The organism is Sphingobium cupriresistens, from assembly GCF_004152865.1.
Lineage (GTDB): Bacteria > Pseudomonadota > Alphaproteobacteria > Sphingomonadales > Sphingomonadaceae > Sphingobium > Sphingobium cupriresistens.
Map to the genome: position 1 here is coordinate 1 of NZ_SEOO01000009.1, position 11,796 is coordinate 11,796.

At 63.9% G+C, this 11,796-nt stretch carries 12 protein-coding genes, 1 tRNA gene and 1 pseudogene; 9 read left to right on the top strand and 5 right to left on the bottom strand.

What is annotated here, in order from left to right; translation table 11 throughout:
- Nucleotides 1–126: 126 nt before the first annotated feature.
- Together EWH12_RS07185 and dusB are read right to left on the bottom strand one after the other, a co-directional pair.
- Nucleotides 127–393: pseudogene (locus tag EWH12_RS07185) on the bottom strand (two-component sensor histidine kinase); the annotation flags it as partial.
- A complete protein-coding gene (dusB, locus tag EWH12_RS07190; RefSeq protein WP_129926154.1) occupies nucleotides 390–1,412 on the bottom strand; it encodes a tRNA dihydrouridine synthase DusB in 1,023 nt (340 codons plus the stop codon). The gene dusB and the pseudogene EWH12_RS07185, both read right to left, overlap by 4 nt.
- Nucleotides 1,413–1,510: 98 nt before the next feature.
- On the opposite strand from dusB, the gene EWH12_RS07195 reads away from it, so the two are divergent.
- Both EWH12_RS07195 and EWH12_RS07200 read left to right on the top strand, forming a co-directional pair.
- A complete protein-coding gene (locus tag EWH12_RS07195) occupies nucleotides 1,511–2,692 on the top strand; it encodes a bifunctional 2-C-methyl-D-erythritol 4-phosphate cytidylyltransferase/2-C-methyl-D-erythritol 2,4-cyclodiphosphate synthase (protein ID WP_129926155.1) in 1,182 nt (393 codons plus the stop codon).
- A gap of 4 nt (nucleotides 2,693–2,696) precedes the next feature.
- Nucleotides 2,697–3,212, top strand: a complete 516-nt coding sequence (locus EWH12_RS07200; RefSeq protein ID WP_066602125.1) for a CinA family protein — start codon at nucleotides 2,697–2,699, stop codon at nucleotides 3,210–3,212.
- On the opposite strand, the gene EWH12_RS07205 is transcribed toward EWH12_RS07200, so the two are convergent.
- Together EWH12_RS07205 and lipA are read right to left on the bottom strand one after the other, a co-directional pair.
- Nucleotides 3,161–3,634 carry a type II toxin-antitoxin system RatA family toxin gene (locus tag EWH12_RS07205; protein ID WP_066602128.1) on the bottom strand — a complete coding sequence of 158 codons (474 nt, stop codon included), beginning with the start codon at nucleotides 3,632–3,634 and terminating at the stop codon, nucleotides 3,161–3,163. The genes EWH12_RS07200 and EWH12_RS07205 overlap by 52 nt on opposite strands.
- A 7-nt stretch (nucleotides 3,635–3,641) precedes the next feature.
- Complete coding sequence (gene lipA / locus EWH12_RS07210) at nucleotides 3,642–4,649, bottom strand: lipoyl synthase (protein WP_129926156.1); 1,008 nt, start codon at nucleotides 4,647–4,649, stop codon at nucleotides 3,642–3,644.
- Between the two features lie 8 nt (nucleotides 4,650–4,657).
- Here lipA and EWH12_RS07215 point away from each other — a divergent pair, with 8 nt between their 5' ends.
- The 4 genes from EWH12_RS07215 (at nucleotide 4,658) to EWH12_RS07230 (ending at nucleotide 7,690) form a co-directional block, all read left to right on the top strand.
- Nucleotides 4,658–5,296, top strand: coding sequence for a carbonic anhydrase (locus tag EWH12_RS07215; protein ID WP_066602133.1), 639 nt, complete (start codon nucleotides 4,658–4,660; stop codon nucleotides 5,294–5,296).
- A 14-nt stretch (nucleotides 5,297–5,310) separates the two neighbouring features.
- The gene (locus EWH12_RS07220; RefSeq protein ID WP_066605277.1) at nucleotides 5,311–6,138 is read left to right on the top strand and encodes an NYN domain-containing protein; all 828 of its coding nucleotides are present in this window, start codon (nucleotides 5,311–5,313) and stop codon (nucleotides 6,136–6,138) included.
- Entirely contained in the window at nucleotides 6,138–6,419 is a 282-nt protein-coding gene (locus EWH12_RS07225) for an acylphosphatase (RefSeq protein ID WP_066602136.1), read from the top strand. Before EWH12_RS07220 ends, EWH12_RS07225 begins: the two co-directional genes overlap by 1 nt.
- A 269-nt stretch (nucleotides 6,420–6,688) precedes the next feature.
- Nucleotides 6,689–7,690 carry a cytochrome-c peroxidase gene (locus EWH12_RS07230; protein WP_129926157.1) on the top strand — a complete coding sequence of 334 codons (1,002 nt, stop codon included), beginning with the start codon at nucleotides 6,689–6,691 and terminating at the stop codon, nucleotides 7,688–7,690.
- 228 nt (nucleotides 7,691–7,918) lie between these two features.
- Here the strand turns inward: EWH12_RS07230 and ettA are convergent, their stop codons facing one another.
- A complete protein-coding gene (gene ettA / locus EWH12_RS07235) occupies nucleotides 7,919–9,604 on the bottom strand; it encodes an energy-dependent translational throttle protein EttA (protein WP_129926158.1) in 1,686 nt (561 codons plus the stop codon).
- A gap of 99 nt (nucleotides 9,605–9,703) precedes the next feature.
- On the opposite strand from ettA, the gene EWH12_RS07240 reads away from it, so the two are divergent.
- From EWH12_RS07240 to EWH12_RS07250, 3 genes are all read left to right on the top strand, one after another.
- Nucleotides 9,704–11,077, top strand: coding sequence for a M20/M25/M40 family metallo-hydrolase (locus EWH12_RS07240; protein WP_129926159.1), 1,374 nt, complete (start codon nucleotides 9,704–9,706; stop codon nucleotides 11,075–11,077).
- 155 nt (nucleotides 11,078–11,232) lie between these two features.
- A complete protein-coding gene (locus tag EWH12_RS07245) occupies nucleotides 11,233–11,442 on the top strand; it encodes a hypothetical protein (protein ID WP_066605281.1) in 210 nt (69 codons plus the stop codon).
- A 275-nt stretch (nucleotides 11,443–11,717) separates the two neighbouring features.
- Nucleotides 11,718–11,794 (top strand) — tRNA-Pro (locus tag EWH12_RS07250).
- Nucleotides 11,795–11,796: the final 2 nt, after the last annotated feature.

Here is an 11,796-nt window from a genome sequence, read left to right on the forward strand (position 1 = left end):
CCATCAACCCACTCCCTATGATGGAGCGAACTGTCCTCTTCTATGATTTCCATCGTCAATACCGAATGCCACGTTCCCAAAACGTTCTCCGACTTGGCCAAAATCGCAGCTTGGGGCCGACTGGGCCTCATAGGCTGCGATCGGCTTGTTGCTGTGCCAGATGTCGAACCGCGCGCCCGCCTCCGCGATGCGGATGGTGCGCGCGACATCGCTGCCGACGATCGCCGACCGCGCCATGTTAAGCAGGGTTTCGGCGCGCACATTGGCTTCGGCGATGCTGTTGTCCGGCTTCACCACCAGCGTCGCCACCGGCAGCGCCGTCATCTGTTCGCCCAGCGAAGGCCCGTCCTGCAGCATCCGAAGCGGCGGGACGGACGTCAATGTCACCGTCATGCCGCCTTGCGCAAGTCCGCAGCGTCCAGTCCGCTGGCGATGAGCGGCTCATAAAATCGGGCCAGCATGTCGAGCACGACCGCGGCGTCCGGCTGCTGGTTGACGGCGTTGCGGAACTCGGCCGATCCGGTCAATCCCTTTGTGTACCAGCCGATATGCTTGCGCGCCATATTGACGCCGGTATAGGTGTCATAATGTTCGAGCATAGCATGATAATGCCCTATGATCGCTTGATATTGTTCGGCAAGCGACGGGTCGGGAACGCGCGTCCCGTCGCTCAGCCAGGCCATGACCTGGCTGATGAGCCAGGGCCGGCCATAGGCGCCGCGCCCGATCATCACGCCATCCGCGCCGCTCTGTTCCAGCGCCGTGTCGGCATCCTCGACCGAACAGATGTCGCCATTGACGATCACCGGCAGCTTTACAGCCTCCTTGACCGAGCGGACGAAGGCCCAGTCAGCCGACCCCTTGTACATCTGGCAACGGGTGCGACCGTGGACGGTGATGAGCTGCGCGCCCAGATCCTCGGCGATACGGGCGAGTTCCGGCGCGTTCAGGCTGGCATGGTCCCAGCCCATCCGCATCTTGACCGTCACTGGCACGTCGACCGCTTCGACCGTCGCCTTGATGAGCGAGGCGGCAAGCGGCAGGTCGCGCATCAGCGCGCTGCCCGCGTCGCCATTCACGACCTTTTTCACCGGGCACCCCATGTTGATGTCGATAATGGCGGCGCCACGATCGGCATTGAGTTTGGCGGCGTCGGCCATTTCGGTCGGCGAGCAGCCGGCAAGCTGCATCGACACCGGGTCTTCCAGCGGATGCCAGGCAGCCTTTTGCAGCGACTGGCGCGTTTCGCGGATCATCGCCGCCGACGCGATCATCTCCGTCACGTTGAGGCCGCAACCATAGCGGCGGACCAGCGTGCGGAACGGCATGTCGGTCACGCCCGTCATGGGGGCGAGGACGACCGGCATGTCGATGGTGATCGGGCCGATGGAGATGGGGGAAAGCCTGCGCATGGTCTTACTTTTGATACTGCCTAAAAAACAGGCAGCCCTTAGCCGAAATTGCAGCGCGCGGCAAGGCGCGCCCCTTTCAGTCCGTCCCGCGACCCGCTATGCGACGCTGCATGACATCCAATAATAAGATCGTCGCGCTGATCGTCGCCGCGGGCCAGGGCAACCGGGCGGGAGGCGACACGCCCAAGCAATTCCGCCTGATCGCGGGCAAGGCCGTGCTGGCCCATGCCTATGATGCGCTGGCGGTCCATGGCGGGTTCGACGCGATCCATATCGTGCTGGGCGACGGCCAGGAAGGCATTGCGCGCGCCATATTAGGCGAACGAGCCGCATCGTTCGTGATCGGCGCGGACAGCCGGCGCGGATCGGTACGCGCGGGGCTGGAGGCCCTCGCGGCGCAGGGCGGTGCGGACGCCGTGCTGATCCATGACGCCGCCCGCCCCTTCGTGCCCGGCGCGGTCATCGACCGGCTGCTGGCGGCGCTGGACGGCGGCACCGGGGCCATCCCCACCCTGCCGGTCGCTGACACGCTGATACGCGACGCGAGCGGGACCATGGGCGATGGGGTGGACCGGGGCGGGCTGCATCGCGTGCAGACGCCCCAAGCCTTCCGCTTCGACGCCATCATGGCGGCGCATCGGGCGTGGGACATCGCGCGGGAGGCGACCGACGATGCACAGATTTTGAAAGGCTGGGGCCATGACGTCATATTGGTGCAAGGCGATGAAAGGCTTGAGAAATTGACCTATCCCCAGGATTTCGCCCGCGCCGACGCGCAACTGGCGACGCCGCGTTCGACGCGCGTCGGCATGGGCTATGACGTCCATCGCCTTGCGCCCGACGAAGAGCTTTGGCTGGGGGGCATATTGGTGCCGCACGATCGCGGATTGGCCGGGCATAGCGATGCCGATGTGGCGCTCCACGCGATCGTCGACGCGATGCTGGGGGCGCTGGCCGAGGGCGATATCGGCAGCCACTTTCCGCCGTCCGACCCGCAATGGCGCGGCGCGTCGTCGGACCGCTTCCTGGCCTATGCGCGCGATCGGGTGACGGCGCGGGACGGGCGGATCGAGCATATCGACCTGACCATCATCTGCGAAGCGCCCAAGATCGGCCCGCATCGCGACGCCATGCGCGCGCGGATCGCCGCGATATTGGCGGTGCCGGTCGACCGGGTCAGCGTGAAGGCGACGACGACCGAGCGGCTGGGCTTTGCCGGGCGGCGCGAAGGCATTGCCGCACAAGCGGTTGCCACCCTGTCCCTCCCCGCGCTATCCTGATCCCATGCCAGACACGATCCTGCCGGCCCAGTTGGTCGAACTTGCCGAAAAGGTCATCATCGCCAACCGTCGGGCCGGGCGCACGATCGCCGTGGCGGAAAGCTGCACTGGCGGGCTGGTGTCGGCCGCGCTGACGGAGATCGTCGGCTCCTCCGAAGTGTTCGAAGCCGGATTTATCACCTATTCCAATGACATGAAGGCGGAACTTCTGAAAGTTTCGCATGATGTGCTGGACACGTTCGGCGCGGTGTCGATCGCGACCGCCTGGGCGATGGCGCAGGGCGCGCTCAAGAAGAGCCACGCCCATGTCGCGGTCGCCATCACTGGTATCGCCGGACCAGGCGGCGGCAGCGAGCAGAAGCCGGTCGGCACCGTGGTCTTCGCCCGCGCCGAACGCGGCGCCGCGGCCGACAAGGTTGTCGCCGACATGCGCCATTTCGAGAATGATGGCCGGGGCGGCGTGCGACTTCAGGCGGCGCTATGCGCGCTGGAACTGCTGCTGCCCGATTCGCCCGCATAAAGTTGCGCAGCGCGGGTTTCGAACGCGCCGATCATCTTGCGCAGCGCCTTGTCGAAAAACTGGCCGGCCAGCATTTCGAACAGCCGGTTCTTGAATTCGAACTCGACCTCGAAATCGACCAGCACCCCGCCCTGCCCGTCGTCGCGGAAACGCCATTCATTGTGGAGATGTTTTAGCGGCCCGTCGAGATAATCGACCCGGACATGATCGGGCCGATGTTTGACGACGCGGGAGGTGAAGCTCTCCTTCACCCCCTTGAAGCCGACGATCATGTCGGCCACCATCTCCGTATCACTGTCGGACCGAACGCGGATCGCGCTGATCCAGGGCAGGAATTGCGGATAGGCGGCGACGTCCGACACCAGGTCGAACATCTGCGTCGGCGTATAGGGAAGGTGCCGCGTTTCTTCATGCTTGGGCATCTGGACGTCAGGCCTTCACCGCCGCCTTGGCCAGTTTGGCCTCCCGCGCGGCGCGCATTTCCGCGAAATCCTTGCCCGCATGATAGCTCGACCGGGTCAGCGGCGACGATGCGACCTGGAGGAAGCCCTTGGCCCGCGCGATGCCCGCATAGGCGGTGAACGCCGCCGGGGTGACGAAGTCGATCACCTTGGCATGTTTGGGCGTGGGTTGCAGATATTGGCCCATGGTCAGGAAATCGATGTCGGCCGACCGCATGTCGTCCATCACTTGATGCACCTCCAGCCGCTCCTCGCCCAGGCCCAGCATGATGCCGGACTTGGTGAAGATCGAAGGGTCGAGCTTCTTGACCGACTCCAACAGGCGCAGCGACGCATAATAACGCGCACCGGGGCGGATGGTGGGGTACAGGCGGGGCACGGTTTCCAGATTGTGATTATAGACGTCCGGCCGGGCGGCGACGATCATTGCGACGGCGCGCTCATGCTTGTTGCGGAAGTCGGGCGTCAGAATTTCGATAGTCGTGTCGGGCGTCGTGCGGCGCAGCGCCTCGATCACCTTGACGAATTGCGATGCGCCGCCGTCGGGCAGGTCGTCGCGGTCGACCGCGGTGATGACGATATGTTCCAGCCCCATTTCGGCGCAGGCGTCCGCCAGATTCTGCGGTTCGTTGACATCAACCTTCCGCGGCATCCCGGTCTTGACGTTGCAAAAGGCGCAGGCGCGGGTGCAGACATCGCCCAGGATCATCACCGTGGCGTGCTTCTTGGTCCAACATTCCCCGATATTGGGGCAGGCCGCTTCCTCGCACACGGTATTGAGGCCCTTGTCGCGCATCAGCTTGCGCGTTTCATGATAGGCCGGGCTGGTCGGCGCCTTGACGCGAATCCAGTCGGGCTTGCGGGCGCGTTCCGGGCTGGCGGGCTGACCGGGCATGGGGATCGGGCTGATGTCGTTCATGCGCCCCAGATAGCGATGCAAGGCCGCTCTTGCCAGTCCCCTATTTGTGCGGCACATCCCCGTCCATGACTGATTTTACCGACATGCTCGATGGCTATCGCCGTTTCCGCGACACCGGCTGGAACCAGCAGCGCGCGCGATGGGACGAATTGAACGAGGGCCAAGCGCCCAGGGTGATGGTGATCGCCTGTTCTGACAGCCGGGTCGACCCGGCGCAGATTTTCGACACCAGCCCCGGCGAGATTTTCGTGGTGCGCAACGTCGCCGCGCTGGTGCCGCCATTCGAAACGGCGCCGGGCCATCATGGCGTGTCCGCCGCGCTGGAATTCGCTGTCCAGGTGCTGAAAGTCGGCGAGATCGTCGTCATGGGCCATGGCAAATGCGGGGGGTGCAAGGCAGCCCTCAGCCAGGATCTGAAGGACGCGCCGCCGGGCGAAGGCGGCTTCATCCATAATTGGATCGAATTGCTGGACGACGCCCGCGACGTCGTGATCGGCCAATATGGCGAGCAGCGTGACCGGGACGTCGAACGGGCGATGGAGCAGGAAGCGGTGAAGGTCAGCCTGGCCAACCTGCGCACCTTCCCCTGCGTCCGATCGAAGGAGCGCAAGGGCGAATTGAAGCTGGTCGGCAGCTTTTTCGCCATCGCCGACGGCGTGCTGAATATCTTGGACGAGGATAGCGGCGCCTTCTCGCCCGCATGAAGGGAGCAGGCGGCATGGCTTTTTTACAGGAAGGCCGGGGCAATATCGCCCTGCTGATCGATGCGGACAATGCGTCGGCGGCCCATTTCGATTCGGTCATGACCGTTCTGGCGGAGTTGGGCACGGTCAATATCCGCCGCGCTTACGGCAATTGGAGCAAGACGACGCTCAAGACCTGGGCCGCCCTGTCGGTCGCGCACGCGATCGAGCCGCAACAGCAGTTCGACCTGACCAAGGGCAAGAACGCCACCGACATGAAGATGACGATCGACGCCATGGACCTCATGGCGTCGGGCCGGGTCGATGGGTTCGGCCTGATGTCCAGCGACAGCGATTTTACGCCGCTGGCCACCCGCATCCGACAGCAGGGCATTCCGGTCTATGGCTTTGGGTCGGCGAACGCGCCCGAAGGCTTCCGCCGCGCCTGCACAAGGTTCCTGAATGTCGCGGCGCTGAAGCCCGCCGAAGTGCCGGTGGTGGCCAAGGCTGCGGTCAAGGCCGTAGCCCCGGCCAAGGCTGCGCAGACCAAGACGACCACGCAGCAGGCGACGTCCGCCAAGGCCGCCGTTGCGCCCGCCGCGCCTGCGCCCGCCATCCCGGCCCCCAGCAAGGCGGTGGATGCCGAGGTCATTCGCCTGCTGATCGACGCCTATGACGAAGCGAAGCGCGACGAGCGCGGCTTCGTGGCGCTGGGGCCGGTCGGCCAGCGGGTGGGCAACCGCTCCAGCTTCGACGTGCGCAACTATGGTTTCAAGCGCCTGTCCGACCTGGTCGCGGCCATCCCCAATTTCATCACCGAAGTCCGTGAAGGCGGGCAGACCTGGATCAAGCGGGTCAAGTGATGCCGCAAGTGGCGCGTCACCTGATGATCCATGGCCGGGTCCAGGGCGTCTGGTATCGCGCCTGGACGGTCGAAACGGCGCGCGGGCTGGGGCTGGCAGGCTGGGTCCGCAACCGCACGGACGGCTGCGTCGAGGCGCTGGTGGAGGGCGAGGCGGCGGCGGTGGCGCGGTTTGTCGCACTGGCGCAGGATGGGCCAACGGCGGCGAAGGTGGCGCGGATTGATGTCGTCGAGGTGGGCGTTGAGGGGCTGAGCGGGTTCGAGAAGCGGGGGACGGTTTGAGGGGGACGGGTGGTGATTGGAGACCAGAAGCGGACCTTGTCCCCGCTCGCGGGAGGGGCATGTCTTGTTTCCACCCTGTTCGTCATTCCAGCGAAAGCGGGAAGCCATCTCCCCCGCTCGCAACAAGCTGGAAAGGCGGAAGATGGGTCCCCGCATTCGCGGGGATGACGGCATCGAAATAGTACTTCCGCAATCCACCCCTCCCCCTTGCCCTCCCCGTGCGGATAAGCCAGCGTTGGTTTGTCGTGCGCGGCACAGGGGGAATGGCCATGCGGGTTGGCATAGCAGGGATCATCGGCGCGGTCGTGCTGGCATCCGGCGCCATGGGTGCGCGGGCGGACTGGCGCTGGCCCAGCTTTCCGGCAGGAGTAAGCGCCCCTGCCCTGCCCGCCGGCATTGGCATGAGCGCGGCGAAGGTGGCGCTGGGCCGCCGCCTCTTCTACGATCGCGCGCTGTCGCATGACGGCAGCATGGCCTGCGCCGATTGCCACCAACAGGCGCGCGGCTTTACCGATGGCCTGCCCACCCATGTCGGCGTGACCGGCGACATGGGCGTGCGCAATGTACCGGGGCTGGCCAATGTCGCCTGGCGCAGCGGCCTGACCTGGACAGATGCGGGCATCACCACGCTGGAGGCGCAGGCGATGGTGCCGATGACCGGGACCAAGCCGATGGAAATGGGCATGGCCGGTCGCGATGGCGACCTGGCCGCGCGGCTGGACGCCGATCCCTGCTATCGCCGGATGTTCGCGCAGGCCTTTCCCGGCGTGAAGGGCGGCACGGATTTCGCCAGGGTGACGGCGGCGCTGGGCGCGTTCCAGCGCACCATGATCTCGTTCGGCAGCGCCTATGATCGCGGCGCCCTGCCCCCGCTGGCCGCAAAGGGCGCAGCGCAGTTCAAGGCGTCAGGCTGCGCTTCCTGCCATAGCGGCCCGGACCTGACTGATGGCAAGGTCCATTATGTCGGCACCGCGGCGCCGCGCGAATCGGACGATCCAGCCTATGGCGGCAAACCACCGCCGCCCGGCTTCGAGCCGCCGCCCGAACAGTTCCGCACCCCGTCGCTGCGCAATGTCGCGGTCACCGGGCCATGGTTGCACGATGGCAAGGCCGACAGCATCGACGGCGCGATTCGCCGCCATGCCGCCGCGCATCTGACCGGAATCGACATGCCCGCGATGCTGGCGTTTCTCGATGCGCTGACCGATCGGGATTTTCTGAAGGATCCGGCGCTGGGGCCACCGCCTGCTGGTTGCCCGGTTCCCGCCTAATTCGCCTTAGCGCAACTTGCTCCTACCTGCGCGAGAGCAGGCCGAGATTAGGTGCATGAAAACAAAAAAGGGCCGGTCCGAAGACCAGCCCGTAAAGTTTTAGGAGAGGATGCCTGAAAGGCCCGCTCTCTATGAAATGTTAGCGCCACCAATCGCAAGTGCGAACGGCGGCGCCCCGGTTGCAAATATTGCAATCATATGACCGTCGCGACCCCTGGCGGCATATGTTCAACGCGTCAGCTTCTTGTACGCCAGCGCGGTTGGCCGATCGGCGGCGTCGCCCAGGCGCCGCCGCTTGTCTTCTTCATAAGCTTCGAAATTGCCTTCGAACCATTCGACATGGCTGTTGCCTTCGAAGGCCAGGATGTGCGTGGCCAGACGGTCGAGGAAGAAGCGGTCATGGCTGATGACCACGGCGCAACCGGCGAAATTCTCGATCGCTTCTTCCAGCGCGCCCAGCGTTTCGACGTCCAGATCGTTGGTCGGCTCGTCGAGCAGCAGCACGTTGCCGCCCTTTTTCAGCATTTTGGCGATGTGGACGCGATTGCGTTCACCGCCCGACAGCTTGCCTACATTCTTCTGCTGGTCCTGCCCCTTGAAGTTGAAGGCGCCGACATAGGCCCGCGTTGACATGTCGTGGCCGTTGACCTTCACATAATCGAGACCGTCGGACACTTCTTCCCAGACATTCTTCGACCCGTCGAGATGATCGCGGCTCTGGTCGACAAAGCCCAAACGCACAGTCGAACCGATGTCGATTTCACCGGAATCAGGAGTTTCCTGGCCCGTTATCAGCTTGAAAAGGGTCGATTTGCCAGCGCCGTTCGGACCGATCACGCCGACGATGCCACCCGGCGGCAGCAGGAAGGACAGATCCTCGAACAGCAGCTTGTCGCCGAATGCCTTGCTGATATTCTTGAACTCGATCACCTTGCCGCCCAGACGCTCCGGCACCTGGATGACGATCTGCGCTTTGCCAGGCGAACGGTTATTCTGGCCGGCAACCAGTTCCTCGAACTTCTTGATACGCGCCTTGGACTTGGTCTGGCGGCCCTTGGTCCCCTGACGAATCCATTCCAGTTCGTCGTTGATCGCCTTCTGGCGGCCCGTGGCTTCCCGGTCCTCCTGCTCCAGACGCTTGGCCTTCTTCTCCAGATAGGTGGAATAATTGCCTTCGTAAGGGAAATATTTTCCGCGATCGAGTTCCAGAATCCAGCCCACGACATTGTCGAGGAAATAGCGGTCATGGGTAATCATCAGGACGGAACCGGCATATTCCTTCAGGTGATTTTCCAGCCAGGTCACGCTTTCGGCGTCTAGATGGTTGGTCGGTTCGTCGAGCAGCAATATGTCAGGCTTCTGGATCAGCAGGCGGGTGAGCGCGATGCGGCGTTTTTCACCGCCCGACAGACTTTCGACCGACCAGTCCGACGGCGGGCAGCGCAGCGCTTCCATCGCCAGTTCAAGCTGGCTGTCGAGCGACCAGCCGTCGACCGCGTCGATCTGCTCCTGCAATGTGCCCATTTCCTCCATCAGGGCGTCGAAATCGACGTCCTCCGGCGGATCGCCCATGATGGTGCTGATTTCATTGAAACGATCCAGCTTGTCCGCCGTCTCGCGCGCGCCGTCCTTCACGTTTTCGAGCACCGTCTTTTTCGGGTCGAGCTGCGGCTCCTGCGGCAGATAGCCGACGCTGATATTTTCGCCCGGCCAGGCTTCGCCGGAAAAGTCGGTGTCGATACCAGCCATGATCTTGATGAGCGTGGATTTACCCGCGCCGTTCGGGCCGACGATGCCGATCTTGGACCCGCGGTAGAATTGCAGGTTGATATTGCTCAACACCGGCTTGGCCGCGCCGGGGAAGGTCTTCGTCATGCTCTTCATGACATAGGCATATTGCGAGGAGGCGGACATGTTCGGGCAGCTCCAACGGTAGGATAAGAGGATTTGGCGCGGAGTTAGCGGAGGCGGGACGCATTGGCAAATGGGTGATGGCCCGCTACGCTTCCACCCATGCAGAAAATCCGATCGGGCACGCTCGCCGCCCTCCTCCTTGGCAGCATCTTCACCCCCGCCCTGTCCCACGCCGCCCCGGCGGACAGCGCCGCGATTCGCGATGCGGCGCTGAAGGACGATGTCGCCTTCGCCTTTGCCGAAGGGCTGACGACCGAAGTCGGTCCCCGCCCCGCCGGCACGCCACAGGAAGCGCGCGCGCGCGATTGGGCAGTGGCGAAATTGAAGGCGCTGGGCTTTTCCAACGTACGGGCCGAAGCCTATACCATGCCCGTCTGGGTGCGCGGCCATGATGAGGCGCGCATCCTCTTCCCCTTTCCGCAAAATCTGGTGCTGGCCGCGCTGGGCAACAGCGGATCGACCACGGACGAGGGGATAGAAGGTGAAGTCGTCTATTTCCCCACCATCGCCGATCTGGAAGCTGCGCCCGCCGCCAGGGTGAAGGGCAAGATCGCCTTCGTCAGCCACGGAATGGAAGCGACGCAGGACGGCTCCTCCTACGGCTATTTCGGCGCAGCGCGGCGGCAGGGACCAAGCATCGCATCGAAAAAGGGCGCGATCGCCATACTGATCCGGTCGATCGGCACCGATCATCATCGTGTGCCGCATACCGGCGTGCAGATGTGGGCCGACGGCGTGACGCCGATCCCGGCCGCCGCGCTGACCGTGCCGGACGCCGAACAACTCGCCCGCGTGATCGCGCGCGGCCAGCCGGTGAAGGTGCATCTGACGCTGACGTCCAAAATGTTGAAGGACCAGCCATCGGGCAATGTCATCGCCGAAATCCCCGGCAGCGATCCGGCAGCCGGGGTCGTCGTGGCCGCTTGTCACCTCGACAGTTGGGACCAGGGAACCGGCGCGATAGATGACGCCACCGGATGCGGCATCGCGGCGGCATCCGCCTTGCAGGTGGCAAAGGCGGGCCAGCCCCGGCGAACCATCCGCGTCCTGATGGCGGGCGCCGAAGAAGTCGGCGGCGATGGCGCCCGCGCCTATTTCAAGGCGCACGGGACCGAAAAACACGCCCTCGCCATCGAATCGGATTTCGGCGCGGACCGGGTGTGGCGCGTGGATTTCAAATTGCCGCAAGGACATGAAGCGCTGGCCAGGCGGATAGCCGCCGCACTCGCGCCGCTGGGCGTGGGGGCCAGCGGGCAGGAGGCGGGCGGCGGGGCCGATATCGCACCGCTGGTAAAGGCTGGGGTGCCGGTTATCGACCTGCAACAGGACGGTACGCGCTATTTCGACCTGCACCACACGCCCGACGATACGCTGGACAAGGTCGATCCGGTTCAGTTGCAGCAGAATGTCGCAGCCTGGGCGCTGACGCTGGAGGCCATCGCCAATGCAACAGAATCCATGGGCGTTAACTGAACTTTTATAGTAGACAACGCTCTGTCGCGTGATTCCTTCGTTTCACCGGCGCAGAAAAGCATTGATTTGTGCATCGCACACGTTAATGCGGGTCGCTCGCGTAGGGTCACATGTAAAGTGCCTGACGCGGCAAAATGCTATGGGAGCCGTACACAATGAAGAAGATCGCTGCTGTTTTCGCTTCGGCCAGCCTGATGGCCCTCGCCGCTTGCGGTGAGAAGCCGGCCAACGAGACCGCGAACGCTTCGAACGCCGTCGTCGAAAACGTTGTTGAGAACGCGATGAACGCTTCGGACAACGCCATGAACGCCGCGAATGTGGCTGAAAACGCCGCTAACGCTGTGAACGCTGCGAACGCGATGTAATCTTCGCATTTGCGAGATTCTCGAAGGGCGGGCCTTAATGGTCCGCCCTTTTTGTTTGTGCCGATGCGATCTGGAACGAGCGCCTGACGGAACATCCATGGCTCTCCGCCGCTTTTATGGCCGACGACAAGGGAGAGATCGACATGGGCAAGGGCATATTGTTGTGGCTGCTGGGCGTGCCAATTCCCATCATTCTGCTTTTGTGGCTTTTCTTCCACTGACGGGGCGATGGCGATTGACGGGACGCGCATTCCCCCGCTAAGGCCGCCGCTCGTCGGGGAGTAGCGCAGTCTGGTAGCGCGCCTGCTTTGGGAGCAGGATGTCGCAGGTTCGAATCCTGTCTCCCCGACCACT

Coding starts and splice junctions, on each gene's coding strand:
- dusB (WP_129926154.1), bottom strand. CDS start 1,412: ATGCGCAGGCTTTCCCCCATCTCCATCGGCCCGATCACCATCGACATG.
- EWH12_RS07195 (WP_129926155.1), top strand. CDS start 1,511: ATGCGACGCTGCATGACATCCAATAATAAGATCGTCGCGCTGATCGTC.
- EWH12_RS07200 (WP_066602125.1), top strand. CDS start 2,697: ATGCCAGACACGATCCTGCCGGCCCAGTTGGTCGAACTTGCCGAAAAG.
- EWH12_RS07205 (WP_066602128.1), bottom strand. CDS start 3,634: ATGCCCAAGCATGAAGAAACGCGGCACCTTCCCTATACGCCGACGCAG.
- lipA (WP_129926156.1), bottom strand. CDS start 4,649: ATGTGCCGCACAAATAGGGGACTGGCAAGAGCGGCCTTGCATCGCTAT.
- EWH12_RS07215 (WP_066602133.1), top strand. CDS start 4,658: ATGACTGATTTTACCGACATGCTCGATGGCTATCGCCGTTTCCGCGAC.
- EWH12_RS07220 (WP_066605277.1), top strand. CDS start 5,311: ATGGCTTTTTTACAGGAAGGCCGGGGCAATATCGCCCTGCTGATCGAT.
- EWH12_RS07225 (WP_066602136.1), top strand. CDS start 6,138: ATGCCGCAAGTGGCGCGTCACCTGATGATCCATGGCCGGGTCCAGGGC.
- EWH12_RS07230 (WP_129926157.1), top strand. CDS start 6,689: ATGCGGGTTGGCATAGCAGGGATCATCGGCGCGGTCGTGCTGGCATCC.
- ettA (WP_129926158.1), bottom strand. CDS start 9,604: ATGTCCGCCTCCTCGCAATATGCCTATGTCATGAAGAGCATGACGAAG.
- EWH12_RS07240 (WP_129926159.1), top strand. CDS start 9,704: ATGCAGAAAATCCGATCGGGCACGCTCGCCGCCCTCCTCCTTGGCAGC.
- EWH12_RS07245 (WP_066605281.1), top strand. CDS start 11,233: ATGAAGAAGATCGCTGCTGTTTTCGCTTCGGCCAGCCTGATGGCCCTC.